A 25018-nucleotide genomic window follows, 5' to 3' on the forward strand; every position below is an offset into this window, starting at 1 on the left:
TTACTAACTACTCATTGGGAGACGTTTACGCCAGTGGGCTGACTCAAACTCATGACGCATCATTAATACTAGATCTTCTTTAGTAGTACCAAATTTGACTCCTGGATTTAATATATTATATGGGTCAAAGATCTGTTTAACCCTGGCAAAAGCCTCATATATACTTGCTGGATACATTGTCTTCATATATGGAGCGCGCAAACGTCCGTCATTATGCTCTCCAGATATTGTTCCGCCTAGATCTAAAACTAATCCATAGTATGCATCCATAATTTTAAATGCTTTTTGGCGATCGCCTAAAATGCTTAGGTTTAGCATGGGTTGAAGATGTATATTTGCATCGCCAGCATGACCCCATACAGCCACATCGAGATTATATTTACTAAATAATGAATAGGTCCCAGAAATAAGTTTAGTGAAATTTCCTGGTGGGACACATCCATCTTCAATAATTGGCACTGCAGCTTTACCACTATGTACTTCTCCCATAATTATCGCAGCAGAGTTTCTAACTTGCCAGATTTTTTCACGGTCATCAGGATCATTAGTTTCTGCAAGAATGGTTGCTTCAACATCCTCTGCAAAAGCTTTAAATCTTTTTACTTTTTTTGCTTGATCTTTTTCTTTTTGGTCATCGAACTCGACTATCAAGATAAAATTCGGATATGGCTCTTCTAGTAATCCATTTAATTGATTCGGCTGTAATTTGTGAACTTGATTAAGCAAATTCTTATCAACTATCTCAAGCGCTGAAGGTGTTAAGCTTAATGTATTTAAGTTTAACTCAGATAAATCCTCTAACCTGGTTAACCCGACCATAATCATAGACGAATTTGTATTATGTAAGCTTGCCTGGAGCTGAGCAGCCGTTACGACACCTAGCGTTCCTTGTGAGCCGACAATAAGTGGAGTTAGATCAAAAGATCCATCTTTACCAACAACTTGAGAAAGAGCATATCCAGAGGAGTTTTTTGTCGTTCCTAGTTCAGATTGCTCTAAAAAATCACCAACTTCGTGGATTAAATCATCGACTTGTCTATATATTTCACCCTCAAAAGTATGCAATGACTTCTTTTTTGCAAGTTCTTTTTTGCTTAAGCGGGTCGTATAAATTGTATCTCCGTTTGAAAGAACAACATCTAATGCTTTAGTCATTTGACGGGTATCACCATATTTAACAGTTCTTACTCCTGAGGCATTATTGGCTACTGCTCCTCCGATTGTTGAGTAATCTATACTACTTGGATATGGAGGTAAAAATAATCCGTGGCTATTTAATGTAGTCTGTAATGATCTGTAATTAATGCCTGGCTGGACTGTGACTAAGCCTGTCTTTGCATCTAAACTTAAGAGTTTGTTTATGTGTGCAGGGAGGGTTAAGATAATTCCATCTCCTAAAGCGCCACCAGCCTGATCAGTACCAGAACCACGGGCAGTAATTGGTAAAATAGTCCCTTTTTCGGCAAGACGCCAACAGAATCTTAGGACTTTCCTTACATCTTGCGCATTTTTTGGATAAACGGCTAATCTTGGGGCAACTGTTAGTACACTTCCATCGGTAGAAAAGAAATCAAGGGTTCGACTATCTGAGGAGACCTCGCCCGAAACATGTTCTCGGAGGTATTCTGCGATCTTATTACTCATATAAAAGTTAGTATAGCACAAGAAAACTGATGTCAATTTTAACCAAAGATAGTTGTTTTTTTAAGAGTTTTATGCTATTATTGTAAGTATACGAAATATTAGTGATTTAGCAATGGTGGTAAAAAATGAAGGCTACAAAAAATAAATCAGAAATGGGTGAGGAATTAGAACAACACTCCGAGGGCTGGTTTTCAAGGAACAAAAAGAGGGTTGCTGGTGCTCTAGTCACTGGTAGTGTGGCAATGGGTATACCTCACGTAGTTGATAATTGGGATGAGTTATGGACAAGAGGCGTAGGCTATGGCATCGCATATACTGTTTTTGGATCACTTTACTTAGCTGGTGGGGCAGTTAAGAGCGCGGGCATGGCAAAAAGAGGCGTTTCTAGGGCAGCTAATAAGAATCAGGACGAGATTAATAAGCCATATGATTCAGAGAACGCCGGGCTTATTGTTAATGGCATAGGAGCAGTAGGAATGGGGGCTACCGCTTTGGGGGCTACAGTTGCTTTACTGCCTGCTAAATCTTGGCCTCTCCCTGTAGCGGCTGCCGCCATTGACATAGTTGCTTCAGTATGGTCGAGAGCGACCTTAATTGAGTCAAAACCCGACTCACAGGAAAAGGGTAAAAATAGTCAAATTGATGTATAATTACAGATATAGATAACTAGCTTAAGCTAATATGCCAACTACCACACATACAGAAACTCCAACTCTTAAAGTCAGATCTGCTGTAGAATCTGACATAAATGAACTTGTAAGACTAGAGCTGGAGACGTTTTCGGACGTATACGGAGATGAGCCAAGCAGCGAGGCAGTAAAGAGCGTTAGACAGAAATATACTGAACGTGTTGAACTGCTAGGCAGTTGGTTTACCGTCTTGGCAGATGAAAATGATAATTTATCTGGGATGCTAGTGTGCTGCACCACCTCAAACGACGATGAGTACTTCTTGGGTAATGGCGAGGAACATGATGACATGACAACTGCTGGGGCAGTTGAGACTATATATGATGCAGACGGAAAAAACTTATACATAGTAAACCTGGCGGTCTCCCATACTAACCAAGCCACCGCAGCTAGTAGTCTCCAACTAATACTAGATGGTATGCAACGAGCAGAAGATGAAGGTCTGAAAAAGGCTTACTTTACCAGCAGGCTACCTCTTTTCATGGAGTGGCTGGGTGAGAATGGGTATGATGGGCTAGACATGAACGACACTAAAGCTGTTACTTTACTGGCAAATGACTATATAAGAGCTACTAGAGAAGATGGTAAGCTTTATGATCCGCTATTGAATCTATATGTTAATGGTTATGGAGCTCATGTAATTAGGGCTATCCCCGAGGCCTGGATTATAGACTATCCGTCTAAAGCATTCGGCGCTGTTGGTGTTTATTACGTGGATAAGAGTGCGCGAGAAGCACACATGGGTGCTGAATAGGTCAATCCTTAGTGAAGAGCATAGAGCTTTTTGCTATAATTTAAGCATAAGCTTAAGTTATGTCTTCTAGTCTAATTTTACCAATTGTTTTCTGTATTCTATCTATTTTTTCTGTCGGGCTAGTAATGGTAACCCACAACATAGAGAAAACCACAAAAACTTACTTCTCGCTTTCTATTATGACACTCGTACTGTGGGTTCTGTCAGTACACTTTTCTAATACTTCCAGCTCATATGCCCTATTAATTAACAGGTTAGCCTTTTTCTTTCCCTTATTATCATTGAGTTTCTTTAGCCTGTTCATCGGTACGGCATACGGTAAGGATCTGGAGCCTGCAAAAGAGAAGACCTATGACTATTTAGCGATAATCTTTGCTACCTTTGGAAGTGTAATATCGCTAAGTGGCTTAGGAGTAGTTAAAGTAAATGAGAAGTTAGGTTCGACTGGACTGTTCCAGGGATATAGTATAGTCCCGGGAAGTCTATATTATCTACTGTTGGCTATATTCATATCGTCAGCCATATGTCTAGGTATTAGAATTGTCTCGACATATAGGGTGGCAGGCGGGAAAAGGAGAGACTCTCTCAGAACTGTAATAACTGGTTTGGCCGTAGCGGTGCCACTTTCAATTGTAACAAACCTCATCGGACCTCTAGTGTTCTCAGACTCATTAGTTGCTAGCACTTTAAGTAATCTTGCAATAATATTTTTTGTACTATCGGTTGCATACAGCATAATCAAGCATGCATTTCTAGACATAAGGACATCTGCCGTACGACTAGTGGGGTATTTTTTCTCGATCGCAACTTTAGTCTTCTTATACTCACTTGTAATATACGGCATAGTGCTACCAATAGTAAGTCCGGGTGAAAAATTTAAGCCTTCCGTATTACTCATGATTGCCCTAGGAACAGTGGGCACCATATATTTCTACGATAAGATTAAACTGCTATTTGATACAATCACTGATCGTCTTTTTTTTAAAAATGGTTATGATTTGCCAAAGTTTTTGGACGAGTTCAATCAGGCTTTGATAACTAGCAGTGATGTAGGTGAATTAAGTTCGTCAATATTCAAAGTTATGGGTGACAATATTAAGACTGAATTTTTTGTTTTGGTAGTTAAGCATGGGAATTTTGAGATTACGATAGACAGCCGCAAACAGGAGAGTATAAGAGAGGCTGACGCCAAGGTACCATTGAGCCTGATTAACTACCATTTCAAGGGCGGCAACAGAGTTGTTTTAACTGATTATATGAATAAGGAGAAGTTCGATGGTCTGCACCAATCTCTTACAGAGATGGATGCGTTGGCTGCAATTGATTTGAGTGAAGGTTCTAAAACTACAAGTTCATTAAAAAAAGTTCTCGCATCTGGCGATTTTAAAGCTATGTATTTAGGGCCAAAAAGAAGTGGAGAAAGTTATAATGCCCAAGATCTTGATGCGCTTAGAATTATCTCTAAAGAATTGGTGGTAGGACTGCAGAATGCAATGAGATTCGAAGAAATTAAATTGTTTAACTTAGAGCTCCAACACAAAGTAGATTTGGCAACTGGAAAATTGAGGGATCAAAATAAAAAACTAATCTTAGCCGATGAACTAAAAGATGACTTCTTATCAATTGCATCACATCAAATGAGGACTCCAATAAGTGCAATTAACGGGTATGCTTCAATTTTAAATTCTGGAGATGCTGGTAAGCTAAATAAGAATCAGCAGAAGTTTGCAAAGATTATTGAAGAAAGCACTAAAAAGTTATCATATTTAATTAACGACTTCTTAACAGTATCTCGATTGAAGAGTGGTAAGTTTAGCATCGAGAAGTCTGACACTAACTTAAAAACATTGCTAAAAAGTGAGGTTGAGGGACTTACAGCACAGTTTAAGTCCAAGGATGTTAAGCTTAGGGTTACAATTGATGAAAAGATCCCAAATATTCAAGCTGACGAGTCTAAGATAAGACAAGTTATGATGAATCTAATTGATAATGCCCTCTACTATACTCCCTCTGATGGTGAGGTTAACGTAACACTGAAGAAGACTAGTCAGGGGATTGTATTCGAGGTAAGAGATAGCGGAATCGGAGTACCAAAAGAAGATCAGCACAAACTATTTGCAAAAATGTATAGAGCAAGTAATGCTCAAAAAATGAGACCCGACGGAACTGGTCTAGGATTATACTTAGCCAAGAAAGTCATACTTGGACATCATGGGCATATTATTTTTAATAGCATTGAAGGTCAAGGAAGTACATTTGGATTTAGGATACCGACTAGGTAGGATATGTCCTTAACCTGATAATCCCCTCATGAGGACCAAGGTGCTGAACAACAGATGTTGAGTTTTTTGAGCCAAATTCTAATGCACTCTCAAGATCGTTTCCCAAGGCTAAATATGAGACAACTCCAGATGCAAAAGCATCACCCGCCCCAGTTCTATCAATTACTTCGACATCGTCAGATATAGGTTGGTAATACCCGATTTGACCATCATGAGCATGAGCTCCATTTGGTCCGTCTGTTACAATGCATATTTTAACAAAGTTACAACCGTGTCTTGCAAGATCTACTGCAGAAGCCTCGCCAAACAATATTGATGCCTCCTGTTTATTTAGTATTAAAACATCAACATCTGATTCTTGTAGCAATAGCTTAGTCTCTGCAGGATTGTCTAGTTCTATGCCTCCAGGGTTAAATGCAACCCTTACCTGATTAACTTTGGCGTACCTAAAAGCGCCCTCTAAAAGGTCTAAAGAATTGAGAGAAGATATATACAGCCATCTTGTTTCCACATCTTCTAATGTCGAAAGTAGAATCTGGTGATTAATTTCTGATCCAGGATAAGCTAGTATCGTTCTTTCTCCGTCTTTACTAAGCAGAATAGTACTATGGCCGATCTTAACATCATCGCTAGAATAGATTAGATTATTATCTACATTCTCTGAGATCATTAAGCTTAAAAGATCATTAGATCTCGAATCTGTCCCAACTTGAGTCAATAGTCCAACGGATAGATTCTGCCTTGCAAAAGTTAAGGAAGCGTTTAACGCATTACCTCCATAAAAAGTGTCGACGTCATCAATAGCTAATTTTTCGCCTATCTGTATGTTCTGACGACATACTCCATGTGAGCAATATGGCTTAAAAACATCTCCGCTTAGTACATTATCCTGAACTGGTCTGCCGATACAAACTACATCGTAGGCTAAGCTTGATCTCCTTTTTTTTATTGACCTTCTCGTAGTCATTTTTTTAGCTTTCAGCCCGACCATCTATCTTCCAAGATCCTGTATCTGTTGAATAAACTACTCTGTAGATTTCTGTAACTGGCTGTATACTTTCAACGTTATTTCCATTTGAGTCTGGATAAACTGATATATAAGTTACACTGGATGTTAACTTATAGTTGTCGCCATCTTTCTCTACTGTAACTATTCTGTAGCTCTTCGGGTAGAAATTAGTTCTTCTTGAAGGAGTCAAAGATGCGTAATCATATTCTCCTTGATAACCCTTAGAAAGAGTAGCCTTTACTCCAGCCTCATTACCGTTAATATACGCTTTATAGTAAGAGTTTCCGACAGATTCTACACTAGCTTTATCTGCAGCTTCTTTGGCTTTTGCTGCTACTTCTTCGTCTTTCTTTTTCTGTTCTTCTTCCTTCTTTTCTTTTTCTATTTCTTCCTTCTTAGACTTAACTTGTTCTATATAGGTATCGAGATCAAAAAGATTAGGACTTATTTCTTCTTGAAGATTTCTCTGCAATCTAAATTGGTATACTTTGGATTTTAAATCTTCTCCTTGTGAGTTTAATTTTGATAAGTCATCTTCACTAATAGAAGAAATATCAGAGTCGGTCTTAGCAAGTACTGTTGCTGAGTCTGAAAAGTATATTGCCATTTCTTTTGTTAAATCAGAGTATTCATTAGTTATTGAAGACTTATATACTAACGAGCTTTTTGAATCTGCATTAAAGCTTGTTGAATTTAACTTTTCGTTAAATGAGTAAAGCTCTTTTGTCAAATCTCTAGTACCCTCCAGGTTGACTTCTGATTCGACCTCTCGGTTAATTATGGAGCTTGAACTTACAAGGTCATGCCAAGAGTTTTTTATGTAGGAGTTTGCTTTAGCGGGTTGAACAACAAAGAACAAGAGTAGAATAACGGTAATTAGAACACCGACTCCGCCGCCTCCAAAAACATAAAGTTTTTTCTTTTTTGACCAGTCGCTCCAAAAATGAAGCTTATCCTTTATTTTTGATGATTTAGAAGAACCTGAATTATTTTTCGAGTTTGGTAGATTTGTTTGATCTTCGACAACCTCATCTTCATTTAAATTTTGACCATTAGATTGAGCTTCATCTACTTGGAGATATTCTTTTAGATCGTTATCTGATTTAGCCATATTATTTTTGGGAAATTTAGTTTAACTTATTTAAGCTTAAGCTTACTATAATTACACTTGGGGTAGCAATAGATATTAAGATAATATTTGATTGATAAATTTAATCTGTTAAAATAATAGTCAATCGGCATATAATATGGCAGGAAAAATTAAGTCAAAAATAAAAAACTCCACAAAAGAGAATACGGTGGGAGTTATTGTAGCGATTGTTGTGCTACTTACAATCCTATTGGTAGGACTTATAGCAATTAGAATTTCTCGATCAAATAATAAGCCAAGTCAGACAACAAAGAGCTCTCAGATTGAAGAAGAGGAATCGTTTGATTTAGTCAGTAATGCTGAAAACAGTTCAGTAACTGCATATGTCGAACGAGGAGTCACCGCAGATGAAAAACATTACTCTATATCAATGACAATTAGTGCTAATAATAGAACAATTAGAGTATTAAGAGGGTACCAAAATATCGAAGATAAAAGTGAAGGTTTAGACAATAATATCGAAGCATATAAAACTTTCTTAAAGGCTTTGGAAAGATATGACTTTACTAAGCCTAGAGAAGACAAGAGTGGTCTAGGATGGCGAGAGGCTTGCCCTACTCAAAAAAGCTACCGATTTCAGCTTAACGATGGGTCCGATCAGAAGTTTGATCGGTGGTATACCTTCTGTAATGGAGAAAGGTTTGGAGACTATGGTGGAAGAGTTAACTTAGTCTACACATTATTTAGAAAACAATTTCCGAACTACAACAAAGTAACTAGTGGCTTATCTTTATAAGCTTTGGGAAGATAGTGGTATTAAACCTACTCATCAGTTCTCGTTAAGTCATGTACGCCTTCAGAAACTAAAGATATTGCGGCACATAACACTGCTCCCTTTACCAGCATGTCACTCAATCTTCCAAGTTCTGTAGCTAACCCAAATGAGACAAGAGATGTAACTCCATAGCAATTTCTAATTATAGCACTAGACTCTGAAACAAATTCTCTCACTTTATAGTTTTGATCTTATTATTTTCTGAGCAGTTGATGGGTTAGCTTTTCCTGAACTTAGCTTCATTATTTGACCGACTAAGAATCCGATGGCTTTTTCCTCTCCGTTTTTTAGATCTTGAACCGGTTTTGGATTGTCTTGCATTACTTGCTCTACTATTTTTTCTAACTCTTCGTCATTATTAATTTGAATTAAGTTTAGCTCAGATGCTAGCTCTTCTGGATCTTGGTCCTTTTTTGCTAAGTGGTTTAGTATCTCTTTGGCCGCGGTAGAATTCAGCTTTCCTTCTTCTACCATATTACTTAAAGTAACTAAGCTTTTTGGATTAAACTTAATATCATTATCTTCATTTGAGTCATCTTGATCTTCTGAAGTTGAGCTAGAGAATATCTGAAGCCAATTAGCAATTCTTTTTTGATGACTAACATCTACACCAAGTTCTTTTGCTTCGATCAAAACTTTAGCAAGGTTTGGTGATTCTACTATAGTCTCCATTTGAGAATGATTTAAACCTAAAGTAGACAATAATTCTCTGATCTTTGATGGCATAGTCGGAAGCTCATCTTTTACTTCGTCAATATACTCTTGAGTTAATACAACAGGAGGGATGTCTGGTTCGGGCATGTATCTGTAGTCGTGTGCATCTTCTTTTGACCTTTGTGAGAAAGTTTTATTCTCTGCATCGTTCCACCCACGAGTCTCTTGTACAATTTCTTCACCTTTTTCTATAATTTCTACCTGCCGTTCAAACTCGAAATTTATACAGTTTTCTACTGCCCTGAATGAGTTAAGATTTTTAATTTCTGCCCGTGTGCCGAGTCTTTTAGATCCTTTTGGAGCAATAGATATATTAACATCAAAACGCATGTTTCCATAATAGAGATTAGCGTCAGAGACATCTGCATACCTCATTCTTAAATTGAGTTCTCTTGCGTAGGCTTTAGCTGCTTCAGCAGAGTGAATGTCAGGCTCTGATACTATCTCGATAAGTGGAGTGCCTGCTCTATTTAAGTCTACCAGGGAATAATTTTCTCCGGTTGGATGAGTTAGTTTACCAGCATCTGCTTCTAGGTGAGCTCTCTCTATGCCCACTTTGATTTTTTCTCCAGATCTTAAGCATACTTCTACTTCACCGGAGCCAATTATTGGCTGTTCAAACTGTGAGATTTGATATCCCATAGGTAAATCTGGATAAAAATAATGTTTTCTATCAAACTTAGAAAATAAGTTAACCTTAGAATTTAATGCATGTCCTGCTTTAATTGCTAAATGAACTGCTTCTTTATTTAAAACTGGCAGTGTACCAGGTAAACCAAAACATATTTCTGAAACTGTAGTATTTGGCATAGCATCTCTTGCATCGTTATCAACTGGGGCAAACAATTTGGTCTTCGTTTTAAGCTGAACATGGCATTCGATACCAATAGTCATCTCATATTTGTCAGCAATTTTTGGATCTAACATTATTTCCACTCTCCTGTTTCTTGGTTATAGTTCTTCCACATTTGTGAAGCAACAGGTTTAGTATCTCCAGAGTATTTAGAAGTAAGCTTATTAGAACCATAAGGTTCTTCTGCGGCTGATGAGATTTTTTCAAAAGCGATTTGTGCTATAGGCATTTTGTAATAAAGTAGAACTGGTATTTCTGCAGTGTTGTGTAATTCTAAAGTCATTTTTAGTTTATTTCCTGGGTCTAGGAAACCTGCTGTCACATGTATTAATACACCAAGTCTTCCTACTGAGCTTTTGCCCTCTAGTCTGCCAACATAGTCGTCTCCGACTCCAGTCTCTTCTAAAATTAAGCCTAGGGCAAATTCTCCTGGATGGAGGACGAATGGCTCATTTTCTGAGATTTCGATTGGTCTCATTAAATTGTCAACAGGTTTTTTTGGATCGATTACAGAGTTCTTTTTTGTATCGAAGACTAAAAAATGCTTATCTAAATGGAGATCATAAGATGCAGGTTGAAGGTTTTTTTCGTCATATGGAGAGACTGAAATGTAGCCACTTTCAATAGCTCTTTTTATATCTTTATCTGATAGAATCATTTGATTGTCTCCTCTACTATTTCTGAGAATTCTAGTACTTTTTTATCGTCACCGTGTTTACCAATTACCTGCAAACCAACCGGCATATTCGATTCTGCACCAAGAGCTACAGGAATAGATGAAGCCGGTGAACCTATTAGGCTCGGCGCAACAGTCATGATGTCTCCTAAGTACATCTTTATTGGATCTTCTGACTCGCCAAACTTAAATGCTGTTGTTGGAACAACTGGACCGAGAAGCACATCATATCTTTTAAATGCCTTATCAAATGCGTTTATAAGAAGTGTCCTTACCTGTTGGGCTTTTTTATAATATGCGTCGTAATAGCCGGAGGATAGAACGTAAGTCCCAATGAGTATTCTTCTTTTATTTTCTGCGTTAAAACCTTCTCGTCGGCTCTTCTCATATATTTCGTTAAGCTTAGCCGACTTATCGGTTGAGTGGCCATATCTTATTCCATCATATCGAGCTAGATTGGATGATATTTCTGCAGGAACTATTATGTAATAAGCAGCTAATGCGTATTCAATTTCTGGGATTGAAATTTCCTCTATCTCTACTCCACTATCTTTTAATTTTTTTAGCGAGTTTTGAAGTGCATCTTTAACTTCTTTATCAATGCCTTCAGCCATAAGCTCTTTAATAACAGCTACTTTGTATTTATTAGCATTATCAAATTCTTCTAGACTTAAACTCTCAGTTTTATAAATAGTTGTAGAGTCTTTCGGATCTATACCGCTTATAATATCTACTACTTCTGCAAGGTCTTTTGTATTTGAAGAGATGACGCCGACCGTATCTGTAGAAGAAGCCATAGAGATTGCGCCACATCTTGAAACACGCCCATAGCTAGGCTTAAAACCATAGGTTCCGGTAAAGCTGGCTGGCTGGCGGATTGAGCCTCCGGTATCAGTACAAACAGAAAATGGGACAATACCTAAACCGACAGAAGCTGCTGAGCCTCCTGATGAGCCACCTGGGACTCTTTTTATATCATGTGGATTAAGGGTTTTAGTGAAGTCAGATTTCTCAGTACTAGAGCCATGCCCAAAAGAGTCCAAGTTAGCTTTAGCGATACATATAGCTCCTTCATCCTCTAACTTTTTTATAGCTGTTGCGGTATAAGGGGCTAAGAAGTTACCTAAAATATTAGAAGCTGCCGTAGTTATAGTGCCTTCAATTAATAAGTTATCCTTTGCAATAAAAGGAATACCATAGAGCCTGCCTTTTTTGTTAGAATCTTCTAGATCTTTAGCTCTCTTTTTTGCTATCTCAAACATATCTGAGATTGTCGAGTTAAACTGATTAGAATTTTTAAGTCTAGCAATAGCTTCTTCTACTAAATCGATTGGCTTTTTGCCATTTTTTAATTCTTCTTTCAGATCAGCAATGGATATCATAATTTATAATACTTTTTTTACTTTAATCTGACTTTTAAAGGTCTCTGGAGCAAGGTCAAGAAGCTCCTTAGAGCCTACTAAACCATTGTCTATAACATCTTCTCGAGTTACATTTTTATTTCCTGAAACTTGATAAGTTGGCTCAACTCCCTCTGCGTCAATTTCTTGTAGCTTTCCTATCATCGTAAGAATAGCACTAACTTCTTGTTGATATTTATCTATTTCTTCTGCGGTAAGTTCTAAAGAAGAAAGCTTAGCGAGCTTAATAATCTCTTCTTTGGAAATTTGATCTATACTTGCACTACTCATCACCTTAATTATACTATATGTGGATAAGATATATTATGTTTGATGGTGGAGATGTCGCGTTTACTATAGGATATTTGAAAGAAAGACTTTCCAGATCAGTGGGAGCTGATTGCCCCAGATGCCATAACCTTTTTAGCTAGTGATCCGAACAGTCCTGAGGGTTTAGTCTATCACTTCGTCAGACTAGGTATGATGAACCCGGAAAGTATTAGCATTATGGAAAGATCACGTAACGGTCAGCAAGCGTTATATGCTTTCGATATAAATGCATGGAAAGACCATCCAGAATATCATTCTATTCGAGTTGAGCCAAAGCCAGGTTACCAACAAGCATGATTATTAATATAATAAGTCATCAATAATTGCTCCTGAGTGGTAAAATTAAGGGGTGAGTAAAAAGAGCACTAAAACTAAAAAAAAGAATATAAATGGCTCGATTAAAAACCGTCGAGCTAGCTATGACTATTCTCTTGAAGAAGGTTTTAAATTTGGTATGGTCTTAAATGGCCGTCAAGTAAGAGCAATTAGAAATAACCACCTGAGCTTAACCGGCAGTTTTGTAAATATAAAAGATAGAGAGCTATGGTTAATTAATGCAAAGTTAACTTTGCCTAAAACATCATCTGATAAAAAAGAAAATCTAACCAGTAATGAGCCAATTAAACTATTGGCCACTAAAAAAGATCTAAAAGAAATTCAATCTGCCAAAAACTCTGGTCGTACTGTCGTCCCGACGGAAGTCATTAATAACTCGAGATATATTAAGCTTAGAGCTTCAACTGGTAAGGGCAAAAAAGAGTACGATAAAAGACAAGCTAAAAAGAAGCGTGAATTTGATATCCAAAGCAAACGAGACCTAACTGATTTCTAGTATACAAAGTATAAATATATGGCAATACCCCAAACGCTTATGGCGGCGACTACCATTAAAATTACAAAATAGAAACTAAATCCACGACTTATTTTAGTTTTAATTTTATTTTGCTTTTGATTTTTTTGCTTAAGCTTAGCTTCTGAGTTTGTCTTTTTTGTACTATATATATAACTTTTGGGCAATTTTTGCCCATATATCTTGTGTACTTTACCAACCTCTTCGGTTAGTTCGTCTGCTTCTAAAAGTTTATCTTCCGGTCTATTTTGAGTGTTTAAAGCTTCGTCACTTATATAACCGTTATTTTGCTCAGCCATGGTAGGTTCTTGGTTAATGCTCATTACTGGAGATGGACCAGTGATGTCTTCTAAGCTTGTCGATATGTTTTGATTTTGATTTTGAACAGATTCTTTTTTTGAATATATACCCCCATCAGTATCAGTATCTTCCCTGGGTGATTCATCTTCATTGATTGAGACTTGCTTTATTAAATAATCATCACTTAAGTCACCAATAGTTTTATCCAGATTATTACTCAAATTTTCTAGCCGTGGCTCGGGATGAATAATAGGGGTTATATCATTATTTAATGGAGAAATATTGGTTGAATTTGATGAAAGAAAAGGAGTTGGTGATGGAGGCTTAAAGTCCATAACCCTACCAGAAGTCTGAAGATGAGCATGTGGATTATTAAGTTTAGGAGGAGCTGGAAATCTTCTAGCTGGATTTGATCTTATATTGTTACTTGCGACAATGATCCTTTTTGTAGCTATGTCGCCTTGCTCTTGTGCAACCTCAGCTCTTTTTGCTGTTTCTGATCTTTTTTGAGCCGCTACATGCAGCTTTTGAGTACGATCTTCACCTTGAGCCTTACTAACAAGCTCAGCCATAGCTTTTTCTATCTCTGCAAAATCGATTTCACTCACTTTTTAGTCCCACCTGGAGTAATATAAGTTTTATTATCTAATAATAGTATAGCTTAAGCACTAATATTATTGCCAATATCTTCCAAAGATTTAACATTTAAGCTTGCGGAACCGACCAATAGCCCGTTAAATCCTAATTTTAGAATCTGCCTTGCATTATCAGGAGTAACACTTCCACCATATAATATTTTGTTAACAGACCTTTGATCACTTAAAAAATCTTTGATTGACTTAAGTTGATTGAGTAAAAACTCACCTGAGGGCACCTTACCAGTTCCAATAGAAAAAACTGGTTCGTAAGCTACTATTATTAAGTCAGTTTGCTGCGAGTTAAGATTATCAAAAACACTTTTGAGTTGTTTATATACTTCGCGTTGATGGTTTAGTTCATCTTTGCTTTTGCCTCCAACACATAAAATTACCTTTAAATTATTATCTATGGCTTTTATTACTTTTTCAAAAACTATTTGATCATCTTCTTCGTGTTTGATTCTTCTCTCGCTGTGACCGATAATCGTACCTTCTGCTAGATTTTTTATTTGAGTAGCTGCGATTTCTCCTGTATCTGAGCCTTCGTCTTCGTGAGAAATATTTTGTGAGTAGAGGTCCGGTTTTCTCTTTAAATTAGAGCTTTCAATTATATGTCTAAACTCCCCGAGAGAGATGTTAGAAGGAGCTACACAAAGCTTAATATTAGAATTAACTAAACTCTCTGATGTAATAAATTGCTGAAACCACTCTACTGACTCCTCTAAACTAAAGTGTGATTTAAGGTTAGCAATTAAGGTGGGAGAATTACCCGACAACTTTACAATTCGATCGTTCTCATCAGTATTGTAAGTATTTTCTTGTGAAAATTCATTATCAAACTGATCCGGTGAGGTTTCTAGTGCTTTTATACCAGGTAATTCTTCCCCACTTAGCATTAATAAACTTGCACCTCCCCCAGTAGATAAATGATCAATTAGCTCTAAGGCCTGTTGATTTAAGTTATCTTTAACGAAATCTACAGTATCCCCTCCACCAATGATTATTTTTAGATCTCTATTTTTTTTTGACTCTATTAAATAATCTAAGATACTTTTAGATCCTTTAGAAAATGGAGGTTTTTCGGCAAAGCCAAGAGTTCCTGCCCAAAGAATAACCTCTGCATTATCAATTTCTTCTCTGTATTTATCAATTGTACTTTGTCCAATATCTAGAATCATCTGGTCAGGTTTTATATTTGTGTCATCAAATTCATGAGCGAGTAGTTCATCAGGAGATTTTGCACAAATGTAATCCTCCGGTAGTAGTATCTTAGTTTCTGTATACTCTGATTTATTGGCAATCTGATTAGCTAAACTTAAACAGTTATCATCAAATAAACTCGCGGCTATATTCTTTTCTAAAGCTTTTAAAAATGTATTTGCTACCACTCCTCCTGTAAGTACAGAATCTGCTGTGTTTAGAAAATTTGATATAACAGGCAGTTTGCTCTCGACTTTAGCTCCTCCAACTAACAGAACTAAATTAGTTTCTTCTATATTTTGGAGTGATGAAATTTCTTTTTGGAGTAAGAATCCAGCTGCAGACGGAAGAACTTTGGGTAACTTTGTGATACTGGCGTGATCGCGGTGGATTGCACCAAAGGCATCTTGAACAAAAAATTCAGCACCTGTTACTTTAACTAAGTTCATGGCGAACTCAAGGTCAGAAGCCTCTTCTTCTGGCCAGAATCTTAGGTTCTCAATCAAAAATATACCTTTTTGTTTTTCTAATCCTTCATTTGTATCAAAGGGGTCTGAGATAAACTTAACTTTTTTGTTTAGTTGATCACTAAGTATACCTGTAAGATACTTAAGTGATAGCTTTTGGTTAACCTTACCTTCAGGGCTACCTAAATGAGATGTAATAAAAATAGTAGCTCCGGATTCTTTAAGATATTCAATTGTTGGAAGTGATGATTCTAGGCGAAAAAAGTCAGTAAACTCACCTCTATTATTTTGTGGTAAATTTAAATCGCATCTTAGTATTATTCGACTTTTTGCTGTAATATCAACTTGCTGAACTAAATTCATATTAGATGACTCTAACTTTAATTGTGTCTGTGCCTCCAACTTTGCCAGGGTAATGCCCGCTTGCCGTTACAACTACATCTCCAGAGCTCAAAACTCCCCCTCTGTTCAACCAATTGGTTAATTTAGTTGAAGCAGATTTGTCTACTGGTCTGACAAAACTTTTTACACCGTAAACTATTGCCAGCTGTTGTGCGGTTGATGAGTTTTGAGTTACAGCAATAATGGTTCTTTCTGGTCTATGACTAGCTACATTAATTGCGCTTTTGCCTGTTGATGTTTCTACTACAATAGCTACCGCTCCCACAATATTAGCAAGACCGATGACAGTTGACGCAATCGCTTCGGCAATAGTTTCTTGATGAGGTGCGCTTTTAAATACTGCTTTTACATTGTTATGTTTTTGAGTATGAAGGATAATCCTCTTCATCGTTGCAATTGACTCAAGTGGATATGAGCCTATTGCTGTCTCTTCAGAGAGCATCACACAGTCTGTACCAATAACTACTGCAGTTGCTACGTCACTAACTTCTGCCCTTGTGGGTTCTGGTGAAGCCGTCATGCTTGCGAGCATCTGAGTAGCAACAATAGAAAACTTATGATTCTGTATGCATAGCCCAATTATTCTTCTTTGAAGGACTGGTACGCTTTCTGGTCCAACCTCTGTCGCTAGGTCACCTCTTGCTACCATCGCTCCATCGCATTCTATAATTATTTCTTCGAGATTCTCTACAGCTTTCTTTGTTTCTACTTTTGCAATAACTTTTGAATCTGAACCTAACTGTTTAAGAAGATTTTTAAAATACCTAACATCATCGGCTGTTTGGACAAAGCTTAACGCAACATAATCAAATCCTTTGTCAGCTCCAAACTTTACATCTTTGATATCTTTTTCGGTAATAATATGTCCCGTAAAATCTGTTTCTGGTAAGTTTAATCCTTTGCCCGATAAGACAACTCCACCATTAATTATTTTTACTTGAATACTTTTCTTCTCTGGATCAACTGCAATTATTTCCCCTTTCATCCTTCCATCTGCTATATATACCGGTTGACCAGTTTGGGCAGTCTTAGAAAGATCAAACTCTACTGGTAAGACTTTACCTATTAGGCTTAATTCGGCATCAAATTTTAACTCCCAAATAGAGCCCTCATCGAGAGAAACTCCCTGTCCTTCGAACTGACTGAGTGCTATTTTAGGGCCGTGTAGATCTTGGACGATTGCAACTGGCTTACCTCTTTTTTTAGAAGCCTCTCTAATGAGCTTAATGGCTTTTAGTTTTTCTGAATGAGAACCATGACTAAAGTTAAGTCGAAAACCATCTGTACCTGATTCGATCATGCCCTTAATTTTTTCTTCTGATAGAGTAGCTGGACCAACTGTCGCTAGAATCTTTACTCGCTTGGTCTCCTCAAGTTTAAGGTTGGGCATTAATTTTGTAACGTTTAGACTTGGCATTTAAAAGTTTAAATAAGTTTAGTGCTTATGTTTATATAGCTAATTCTAACACAAAAACTCCTACCACTAACTGTTAGTAGAGAATTATTTTTAGTAGAATTTAAAGAAATGATTTTAGAAAATTTAAGATTAGTTAACTTCAGAAACTATCCTGATAAAGTTTTTAGACCTAATGATAGTTTAGAAATGATTATAGGACCAAATGGAATTGGTAAAACTAACATACTAGAGGCGATTCATCTAATCTGCGGGGGCTCTAGTTTTAGATTAAGAAGAGATCTTGAACTTATAAAGAAGGGTGCAAAGTGGGCAAGAATAGAAGCAAATTTAGATCTAGATGGTAGAAAAGAAAAAAGAATATTAAAGCTAAGCTTAAATGATGAGGGTAGAATATCTAAGAAACTAGAGATTGATGATACTAACAGAATCGCCAGCAAACATCTTTTACCCGTAGTAGTTTTTGAACCCGATCAAATGAGAATAGTAACCGAAGGTCCTGACTTAAGAAGAAGTTATCTAGATGAGCGAATTTCTTTTTTGGACTTTGAATACTCTAAGAATATTGCTGATTATAAACGAGTAATTTCTCAAAGAAATAAATTACTAAAACTCATTAAGAGGAACGAGGCAAAAAAAGAAGATCTATTTATTTGGCATGTTAAGCTAAGTGAGCTAGCTGCACCTATTGTACTGGCAAGAAGAAGGTATTTAAAAGAATTAAACGAAAAACTCCAGAATGATTACAGAAAGATTAGTAAGAAAAAGGATTTAGTATCCTTAGAGTATTTACCAAGTTTCGAAAAAGAAAGTTCTGCCAAATTGAGTAGTGAGCTCTTTAATAAGCTTGAGGCAGATATTGAAGTTGATATACATGCTGGCTTTACAAGAAGAGGACCTCATAGGGATGATTGGGAGATTAAGCTTAATGGTCAGAGTGCGAGTACTGGAGCTAGTCGGGGAGAAATAAGAACTATAGTCCTCAGCCTAAAATTATATGAGTTTGAACATCTAAGAGATAGTTTTGGGATAACTCCTTTGATATTACTTGATGATGTAATGAGCGAGCTCGACTCTACAAGAAGGCAGGAGTTATTAGCATTCTTTAAAGATGCTCAGGTTATTATGAGCGGCGTGGAGTGATAAGAAAAATTCTATTTGAATTAATATTAATCGGAATAAGGATAAACACCTCCATCACCATCAAGTTGGTCTTCTTGACTGGAAATATACCTACTTCTTTGGAGCTCATTAGGATAAGACAAAACAACTTCATCAAGATTTATTCCTGCTTTAGTTATCTTTTCTTTTACTTCTGCATTATATTTATCGAGCTTTTTTAAATAATCTGGCAACTCTTCATCAATTTTTTTTATATCAAGAAGATTGATGGATATTATTAGCGTATCCCCCAACTCATAACTAATTTTGTAGTGCTCATTATTCTCTGAAGCAAGTTTGACTAAACCTGGATACTTTTTTTGTATAAAATCACTCTCATCAATATTTGCATCTGAAGAGTTATTATTTGGTTCATCCAAAACGGTAAAGTTAAATACAAAATTATTTATTTCTTTTTCTCCAAATTTTAGATTAGGTATTAAAATATTATATTTTGCAGATTTATTAAAGTATTCAAGTGGTACAATTATTATTTGTTTTTCGTCTACTAGCACATCTATATTTACCAAGGGTTCAATTTTAATTTCTTTGATAACTTCATCTTTGTTTGTAATAACTTTATTAAAGTTAAGTCTAATGGCCGAGAACTCAGCTATATCTCCATCATTTGGGGTCGATCCTGTAAGTCTAGGTTTCGATGACATATTAATGTAGAAAATGACTAATACTAGTGTGAGTAATAGACCCATTGATATGTATATCTTTTTGTAAGTACTATTAAGCTTGATCATGTATATATATTATCATTTATTAATTAGTCTTCAGTTACTCCACTATCTTGTTCTGTAGGAGCATCTGTTAAAGGGTTAAAATCGTTTTCTGGCTGTACAGTTGATGCGTCTACATATCTACCAAAACCGACTAAACTTGGTATGGCCCTGTAGTCTTGATATGTTCTTTTGCTAACTGAGTTACTTGAGTTACCTTCAACAGTAGATATCTGGTATCCGTTTACAGCAACAACAATACCTATATGGCCAATGCCTCCGTCCAGTTGCGCACCAGAACTGCCTCTGCCTTTAACGAATATGTCCCCAGGCTGAGGCCTAAATTGCTCTTTCCACGAAAAAAAGAATTTATTATCTTCGAACCACTGACCTACTCCTTTGGCTAGGGCGCCCCCACCAATAGGCTGCCCAGCCTCTTTAAATACCCAGTTTACAAAAACTGCGCACCAAGGAATGCCACAAGATTGATTTGTTTCGCTAAAATATTTTTCGATTTCATCACCACAATTTGATGATCCTTCTTCTTTTCTACCTACTTCTGCCTCAGCGATCTGAACCACTGTGCCTCCGGATCCAGATGAATTGCAATCACCTAATCCACCACTCGATGAATAGTCTGCATAACTCTCAATATTTTCATCCCCGGCATAACCAGCAAGCTTATTAATCATGTTTTTTACGTCACTGAAATATTGCTCTGTATTATTTTCTACAGGCGGAGCATAAGCATATATGTAGTCTCTGAGGTTTCCAGGCCAACTACCATTATCAATTTTTCGCCGAGTATAAACAAACCAACTGTCTTCTCCTGAGAGGCTATCTTGCCATGACGACCAAGCGTAAACTAGCCTCCCTCCTGAAGAGAGGACATGCGGTTGTTGTGAAGTTGCCGTTCTTCCAAAGGCATTGTTACTACCAGGTATTAAGTGCCAAGCTTTTGGATTATCATTGTTCATTGCAAAGTTATTCTCTACGCTTAAGTGTGCTATAGCTAAAAATGGATTTATATTTGAAGCCTTACCTCCTTCAATAAAAGAGGACCCAAGCCCGCTAAAAGGTGAGGTGGAGTTTTTTTCTTTTTCTTTCTCAGATATTAATTTATTAATGGCACCCGAGAGCTGCTCATTTGAGAAATTATTTAAAGCAGTAGGATAGACAATCTCGTAATATGGATTTGATTGCCCAGGAGCTGGAGTGGTTGTATTATTCGAGTCGTTATTATTGATGTTATTCTGAGCATCGGTTGGATTGCTCTGTGTATTTATAGGTATAGATGCGAGTGTTGCGTTAACTATTGAGTTTGCATAGTCATCTTCTGATATATTATTCTGTCCTGCTTCTAAATATACCCATGGTACTTTTGAGAGTAATTGGACATTCGATATATTACCACCCGATTTACCTTCATCTGTCCTGCTATTAAAATCGTTATCCTTTACTACAACTTTGTTATTTTCAGTTTTGTTTCTTTCATTCTTAAATACTTCTGAGTAAAGCTGGCTTTTTAAGGCAATATCATTCAAAGAAAAGGCTACTTTTTCTCCGTTTGGCTTTTCTCTGTAAAGTCCGACTCGTTGAGGGTATATCTCTCCAACTTCGCCCCAATTTGTATCAGTGCCCATTGTATGTATGCTCACTGCTAAATCCGCGCTGGCATCATTCGCAATTTTTGCACGATCCTGATGGCTTACTGTATCTGTCTCGGTTTGTTTTGTAAGCAGCACTGAATATCCTTTTTGTTCTAAAAGAGATTTTGCTTTTGTCGCTACTCTAAATACAATTGCTCTTTCCCCTCCATTGGCTCCAGTATTGTTTGTTGTTGTAGTAGTAAGAAGGCCGCTGGCGGGATCGATTGACTCACCATTAGTCCCATCATGGCCGGGGTCAAGTACAACTGTTTTGTCCCCTGAATCTATTTGATTGCCGTTATTATTAGATACGCAAATACTCTCACCGTCTGCATTTGTCCATTCCGAGCTCCTAAGTATGTCATTTTTTTCGTTTTTTGTAGCTGCATACACTGACATCTCAGGTAGTATGGCTACTACTAGCAGTGCGAATAATAGCGGGAACTTAAGTATTTTTTTTATCATCATAGTGCTATCTTCCATTTATTGACCAATGCCAAGCTTCTTTAGGGTAGTTCTTAAATCCATATTTAGCAGCGTTTCCCGCTAACCATTTGTAGCAAGAAGTTTGCCTAGTACTACAGCCCTTAAAGTCAATAGCGACTCCCCCTTCATGATTTGAAGTTCCTGGTCGAGCTGTTGGTGGGCTGCATTCTCCTGGAGGTCTTTCAATTATTGCGTAATTAGAAGATCCACAATTTCTTCGTCTTAAGTCTACTTGCTCATCGTAGGACCTAAATGCATTACCGTCCAGCTTAACACCATCTGCAGCGGCAGCTTTAACCATGTTATCTACATTAGTACAGTACTCAGCACGTATATCAATTGAAGTGCCCGGAACAACCTGCACTTCTATATCGTTTTTTGGCTTGCCAGAATTTGGTCTCGTAACCGCTACAGACTCACACTTGCCAAGAGCACCTTCGAGAGGCTGATCATTAACATCTGATGTACCACCGTTATCTGAACTGGTTGTATCAAAGTTCTCGAATCCACATATTTTGTCATCTATTCTGAAGTTTGTACCCATTGTATCCGTAACCGTGCAAAGTAGCCTGCAGCCGTCTATCTCAGTAGATGTACCTGACCCATCTGGATCTTTCAAATTAGGATCGGTTCCGTCCTCAGCAGCCTTTCTTTTGGCATCAATAGCAGAAGTCTGATCTTCGCATCTTTCTGCATCAGACAGGTCTTGAATCTGCTCTTCCGTAAGTCCATCAATATATGAATCTGGTATGCCATAGCAAATAACCCCAAAGTCTGTAATAGCCTGGCCTTTTTTATTTTCTTGGGTACATGTATCTGAGTTAGAATCTGCAAATGCAGTTTTTGACCCCCCGCTAAATGCAAGTGCTATGTTATTAAATGGATTTATAAAGTTATTATATCCACCTTCAGTTACAGCCATACCGATGAATCCTGAAGCTAAAGTATCCGAATGAGATATATCGAACATCCTATCAAAGAATGAACTTGAAGCTAACTCCTCCCGCCTTTCGGCAGCTATAGATTGGTTAAGGCTTGCTGCTTGATCTGGAGTAAGAGGTATACCACCAAGACCCCCGCCGTCTCCGACTCCCTTGGCAAAAGCAGATTGTTGTACTTCGCCTCCACCGATCCAAGCATCAACCATTCTTGCACCCGATTTTGTGTCAGTTTTTAATCCGCCTTGTAGTAACTCTGGTCCAGCTAAGCTTTGCCCCGTGATCAAAATAGTGAGGCCGTTTGATATCCAGCCTGTAACATTTTGCATAAGTGCTTTTATAGGCGGAATCTCTGCTATAAAATTAGCAACTCTATCTAAGCTTAACAAGCTAATTAATCTTGAGAATCCACCTTGAGCACCGTGATATGTTTCTTGAAGACTTGGACAAAATGGAAGGTCTGGTTGACTATTAATTCCTCCGCTTGCAACTAAAGATAGAATACATCCGCTAGTGTAAGTACTTAAGCCCTGGTATGCTCCCGCGCCGTTCTGTACGAATGAGAATAATGAACTTAATGGGTTTAAGGGATCGTAATCTACTCTGTGATTTTCGCAAGTATTTTGGTCGTCCGCCATACCAACTTGTTTTAAATTTGATGGATCCCCCTTAGAAAAAATCTCTTCGATTCCGGAGCCAAGACTCGCAGGATCAGAGATGGATATATTAGGCTTACAGTTATACCCTGCAGGCTTTTTTCCGTTTATTGACTTGTAGCCGACCATATCTGCAAATAATCTGCTACTACCAAGTCCATTAATTAAACTTAGTCTCATATCTCCAGCTGACTGAAGATCTACATAACTTCTTTTTTCTTCACTAATTGTTGTATCTAAAAGATTTGCAACATCAAGCATCGATTGAGCGTTCTGCGAGCTAATAAAGTGCTGCAGTGTTCCGTCTGTTGCAAGATCTAAGGCATCCAGTACAGTCAGAGCTAACATAACCCAACCAATTACAGGGATCGCTTTTGTTGCAGTTTCTCCGAATTTTTCTGCTAAAGTCTCATTTAGCTTATTAATTAGATCTTTGACGATCTGTACTTCAATCTCTTGAAGGCTTTTACCACCATATTTATCTAAAAGTTCAGTTACTTTTTCAACGCCCAATCTATCAGCAGCAGCTGCGATCGCCCTATTCTCTTTAATTAGGTTACTAGGACTTGCCCTTGAAGATTCTCCACTTAGCAGTATCTCAAGAAGCAAACCGACCCTCGCATTACCTTTATTTACTACAAATTTAGTTAGGTATTTTCTAAAATCAGAAGTTGCCGTTTTCTTTAGCGCTGTTATGTCGTCAAGCTTTTTAGCAACTTTTTGTGGAGTAAAGACTCGGCCGGGTAAGCCAAGATCTCTTAAATAGCCCGCTTTTAAGTTCCTTCGCTTTAAGTACTGATGCCACTTAGTGTCGTTTTTAAGTGATGCTTTCATCTCCTTTCTTATAATTAAAGATGCCTCCCTTCTGCCAACAAACTCTGCAGTGTCTAAGTCTGGGACACCAAATTTTCCAGACGCTTGAAAATTTCCGCCTTCAGATTCTGGCCTGTTTATTGTGACCTTATAGGGTCTACCAGAATCTCTTTGTGAGTAATCATACTCAACATTAACACCATTTCTAGAGAGAGAATCTTCTATTTTGGCGGCTTGCCAGTCGTTAAAAAGCTGAGATAAACGAGTGTCTCTTTCTTCGATTCTAGGCCTACATGCATTGATTCCGGCGACATTTCCGGCAAGATTATAAGCGGTTTTACATTTTTCTACAGCTACCCTATTCTTCATATAAGAATAGAGGACTTTTTGGCCCATCTTATCGACAGCACGTTCGGTATAGGCAGAAACTTTGTTTTGTATCCAACTTTGCATTGCATGAGGAATAACCCCAAGTATTCCTATTGGCACTGCCACAGCTATAGCAAAAACTGCACCGAGAGCCAGCATTCTAACTCGCTTTCTTGCTCTACCACGAATATTAAGTCTACTAACTTTCTGACTTTCTACTTGATCAATCCTTTCTCCGATATCTTTAATCCACTGTTGATTATATTTATCGATGGTATCACTTAATTTTTGCGCTTCTGAATTACTCGAGATAGTTTTTGTTTTAGTACTCTTTTTTTTACTTGATTCTCCATCCGCTTCTTGCGACGATGAACCTATTGTCGGCCTAAAGCCTGATTGTTTAGTGCTTGGACTTGTTTGTTTTGCTGTACCAAAATTATCATTATAAAAATCATCAACAGGATTAACATTAGAGCTACTAGATTCGGCTTCGGCTAGATCTTTAACTGCGAGAACGCCATCTCTTAAGCCAGCTTCCATTTGATCTAATTCGGCCAATTCTTTTGGGGTTATAGAAGTGTCACCATCTGGCGCATTGGTAAATGGCATTGGTCTCTTAGGTTTTACACCAGGTAGGTTACGGTTATTAGTCTGTTGTTTAGCCATCTAAT

General features: G+C 37.4%; 20 protein-coding genes. 6 read left to right on the top strand and 14 right to left on the bottom strand.

Annotation, left to right across the window (positions count from 1 at the left end):
* Positions 1 to 3 precede the first annotated feature (3 nt).
* Positions 4 to 1644: an FAD-binding oxidoreductase gene (locus H6799_03535; GenBank protein USN97410.1), complete on the bottom strand. Its 1641-nt coding sequence runs from the start codon at positions 1642 to 1644 to the stop codon at positions 4 to 6.
* A gap of 125 nt (positions 1645 to 1769) precedes the next feature.
* Between H6799_03535 and H6799_03540 the strand changes: the two genes are divergently transcribed.
* The 3 genes from H6799_03540 (at position 1770) to H6799_03550 (ending at position 5369) form a co-directional block, all read left to right on the top strand.
* Positions 1770 to 2294: a hypothetical protein gene (locus H6799_03540; protein USN97411.1), complete on the top strand. Its 525-nt coding sequence runs from the start codon at positions 1770 to 1772 to the stop codon at positions 2292 to 2294.
* A gap of 31 nt (positions 2295 to 2325) precedes the next feature.
* Entirely contained in the window at positions 2326 to 3087 is a 762-nt protein-coding gene (locus tag H6799_03545) for a hypothetical protein (GenBank protein USN97412.1), read from the top strand.
* A gap of 281 nt (positions 3088 to 3368) precedes the next feature.
* Positions 3369 to 5369 carry a HAMP domain-containing histidine kinase gene (locus H6799_03550; protein USN97413.1) on the top strand — a complete coding sequence of 667 codons (2001 nt, stop codon included), beginning with the start codon at positions 3369 to 3371 and terminating at the stop codon, positions 5367 to 5369.
* On the opposite strand, the gene H6799_03555 is transcribed toward H6799_03550, so the two are convergent.
* The gene (locus tag H6799_03555; GenBank protein ID USN97414.1) at positions 5362 to 6360 is read right to left on the bottom strand and encodes a carbohydrate kinase family protein; all 999 of its coding nucleotides are present in this window, start codon (positions 6358 to 6360) and stop codon (positions 5362 to 5364) included. The two genes, H6799_03550 and H6799_03555, sit on opposite strands and share 8 nt — an antisense overlap.
* On the bottom strand, positions 6341 to 7489 hold the full coding sequence (locus H6799_03560; GenBank protein ID USN97415.1) for a hypothetical protein: 1149 nt from the start codon (positions 7487 to 7489) through the stop codon (positions 6341 to 6343). Before H6799_03560 ends, H6799_03555 begins: the two co-directional genes overlap by 20 nt.
* Positions 7490 to 7625: 136 nt before the next feature.
* Between H6799_03560 and H6799_03565 the strand changes: the two genes are divergently transcribed.
* Positions 7626 to 8264 (top strand): hypothetical protein, encoded by a 639-nt coding sequence (locus H6799_03565; GenBank protein ID USN97416.1) that lies wholly within the window; start codon positions 7626 to 7628, stop codon positions 8262 to 8264.
* Between the two features lie 26 nt (positions 8265 to 8290).
* On the opposite strand, the gene H6799_03570 is transcribed toward H6799_03565, so the two are convergent.
* The 5 genes from H6799_03570 to gatC are packed head-to-tail and all read right to left on the bottom strand — an operon-like array spanning position 8291 to position 12237.
* Positions 8291 to 8479: a hypothetical protein gene (locus H6799_03570; GenBank protein ID USN97417.1), complete on the bottom strand. Its 189-nt coding sequence runs from the start codon at positions 8477 to 8479 to the stop codon at positions 8291 to 8293.
* A gap of 1 nt (position 8480) precedes the next feature.
* A complete protein-coding gene (gene gatB, locus H6799_03575) occupies positions 8481 to 9944 on the bottom strand; it encodes an Asp-tRNA(Asn)/Glu-tRNA(Gln) amidotransferase subunit GatB (GenBank protein ID USN97418.1) in 1464 nt (487 codons plus the stop codon).
* Positions 9944 to 10528 (bottom strand): dCTP deaminase, encoded by a 585-nt coding sequence (locus H6799_03580; GenBank protein ID USN97419.1) that lies wholly within the window; start codon positions 10526 to 10528, stop codon positions 9944 to 9946. The genes gatB and H6799_03580 overlap by 1 nt, the downstream gene beginning before the upstream one ends.
* The gene (gatA, locus tag H6799_03585) at positions 10525 to 11928 is read right to left on the bottom strand and encodes an Asp-tRNA(Asn)/Glu-tRNA(Gln) amidotransferase subunit GatA (GenBank protein ID USN97420.1); all 1404 of its coding nucleotides are present in this window, start codon (positions 11926 to 11928) and stop codon (positions 10525 to 10527) included. The genes H6799_03580 and gatA overlap by 4 nt, the downstream gene beginning before the upstream one ends.
* A gap of 3 nt (positions 11929 to 11931) precedes the next feature.
* Positions 11932 to 12237 (bottom strand): Asp-tRNA(Asn)/Glu-tRNA(Gln) amidotransferase subunit GatC, encoded by a 306-nt coding sequence (gene gatC, locus H6799_03590; protein ID USN97421.1) that lies wholly within the window; start codon positions 12235 to 12237, stop codon positions 11932 to 11934.
* A gap of 388 nt (positions 12238 to 12625) precedes the next feature.
* Between gatC and H6799_03595 the strand changes: the two genes are divergently transcribed.
* On the top strand, positions 12626 to 13108 hold the full coding sequence (locus H6799_03595) for an SsrA-binding protein (protein ID USN97422.1): 483 nt from the start codon (positions 12626 to 12628) through the stop codon (positions 13106 to 13108).
* Here the strand turns inward: H6799_03595 and H6799_03600 are convergent.
* From H6799_03600 to pyk, 3 genes are read right to left on the bottom strand one after another with little or no spacing between them, the layout of a single operon-like run.
* A complete protein-coding gene (locus H6799_03600) occupies positions 13105 to 14034 on the bottom strand; it encodes a hypothetical protein (protein ID USN97423.1) in 930 nt (309 codons plus the stop codon). The two genes, H6799_03595 and H6799_03600, sit on opposite strands and share 4 nt — an antisense overlap.
* Before the next feature lie 53 nt (positions 14035 to 14087).
* Entirely contained in the window at positions 14088 to 16094 is a 2007-nt protein-coding gene (gene pgk, locus H6799_03605; GenBank protein ID USN97424.1) for a phosphoglycerate kinase, read from the bottom strand.
* A gap of 1 nt (position 16095) precedes the next feature.
* Positions 16096 to 17523: a pyruvate kinase gene (pyk, locus tag H6799_03610; GenBank protein ID USN97425.1), complete on the bottom strand. Its 1428-nt coding sequence runs from the start codon at positions 17521 to 17523 to the stop codon at positions 16096 to 16098.
* Positions 17524 to 17658: 135 nt separating this feature from the next.
* On the opposite strand from pyk, the gene recF reads away from it, so the two are divergent.
* A complete protein-coding gene (gene recF / locus H6799_03615; GenBank protein USN97426.1) occupies positions 17659 to 18690 on the top strand; it encodes a DNA replication and repair protein RecF in 1032 nt (343 codons plus the stop codon).
* 26 nt (positions 18691 to 18716) lie between these two features.
* Here recF and H6799_03620 read toward each other — a convergent pair whose 3' ends face one another.
* From H6799_03620 to H6799_03630, 3 genes are all read right to left on the bottom strand, one after another.
* A complete protein-coding gene (locus H6799_03620) occupies positions 18717 to 19373 on the bottom strand; it encodes a hypothetical protein (GenBank protein ID USN97427.1) in 657 nt (218 codons plus the stop codon).
* A 110-nt stretch (positions 19374 to 19483) separates the two neighbouring features.
* Positions 19484 to 21553 carry an N-acetylmuramoyl-L-alanine amidase gene (locus tag H6799_03625; protein ID USN97428.1) on the bottom strand — a complete coding sequence of 690 codons (2070 nt, stop codon included), beginning with the start codon at positions 21551 to 21553 and terminating at the stop codon, positions 19484 to 19486.
* A gap of 4 nt (positions 21554 to 21557) precedes the next feature.
* Entirely contained in the window at positions 21558 to 25013 is a 3456-nt protein-coding gene (locus tag H6799_03630) for a D-alanyl-D-alanine carboxypeptidase family protein (protein ID USN97429.1), read from the bottom strand.
* Positions 25014 to 25018: the final 5 nt, after the last annotated feature.

Source organism: Candidatus Nomurabacteria bacterium (assembly GCA_023898665.1).
Lineage (GTDB): Bacteria > Patescibacteriota > Saccharimonadia > Saccharimonadales > HK-STAS-PATE-42 > HK-STAS-PATE-42.

What these genes read in the sequence shown, in the direction of transcription:
- H6799_03565 (USN97416.1), top strand. Translation starts at nt 7,626, where the DNA reads ATGGCAGGAAAAATTAAGTCAAAAATAAAAAACTCCACAAAAGAGAAT.
- pgk (USN97424.1), bottom strand. Translation starts at nt 16,094, where the DNA reads ATGAATTTAGTTCAGCAAGTTGATATTACAGCAAAAAGTCGAATAATA.
- gatC (USN97421.1), bottom strand. Translation starts at nt 12,237, where the DNA reads ATGAGTAGTGCAAGTATAGATCAAATTTCCAAAGAAGAGATTATTAAG.
- H6799_03580 (USN97419.1), bottom strand. Translation starts at nt 10,528, where the DNA reads ATGATTCTATCAGATAAAGATATAAAAAGAGCTATTGAAAGTGGCTAC.
- H6799_03620 (USN97427.1), bottom strand. Translation starts at nt 19,373, where the DNA reads ATGTCATCGAAACCTAGACTTACAGGATCGACCCCAAATGATGGAGAT.
- H6799_03535 (USN97410.1), bottom strand. Translation starts at nt 1,644, where the DNA reads ATGAGTAATAAGATCGCAGAATACCTCCGAGAACATGTTTCGGGCGAG.
- H6799_03555 (USN97414.1), bottom strand. Translation starts at nt 6,360, where the DNA reads ATGGTCGGGCTGAAAGCTAAAAAAATGACTACGAGAAGGTCAATAAAA.
- H6799_03625 (USN97428.1), bottom strand. Translation starts at nt 21,553, where the DNA reads ATGATGATAAAAAAAATACTTAAGTTCCCGCTATTATTCGCACTGCTA.
- pyk (USN97425.1), bottom strand. Translation starts at nt 17,523, where the DNA reads ATGCCCAACCTTAAACTTGAGGAGACCAAGCGAGTAAAGATTCTAGCG.
- gatA (USN97420.1), bottom strand. Translation starts at nt 11,928, where the DNA reads ATGATATCCATTGCTGATCTGAAAGAAGAATTAAAAAATGGCAAAAAG.
- H6799_03630 (USN97429.1), bottom strand. Translation starts at nt 25,013, where the DNA reads ATGGCTAAACAACAGACTAATAACCGTAACCTACCTGGTGTAAAACCT.
- H6799_03540 (USN97411.1), top strand. Translation starts at nt 1,770, where the DNA reads ATGAAGGCTACAAAAAATAAATCAGAAATGGGTGAGGAATTAGAACAA.
- recF (USN97426.1), top strand. Translation starts at nt 17,659, where the DNA reads ATGATTTTAGAAAATTTAAGATTAGTTAACTTCAGAAACTATCCTGAT.
- H6799_03545 (USN97412.1), top strand. Translation starts at nt 2,326, where the DNA reads ATGCCAACTACCACACATACAGAAACTCCAACTCTTAAAGTCAGATCT.
- gatB (USN97418.1), bottom strand. Translation starts at nt 9,944, where the DNA reads ATGTTAGATCCAAAAATTGCTGACAAATATGAGATGACTATTGGTATC.
- H6799_03560 (USN97415.1), bottom strand. Translation starts at nt 7,489, where the DNA reads ATGGCTAAATCAGATAACGATCTAAAAGAATATCTCCAAGTAGATGAA.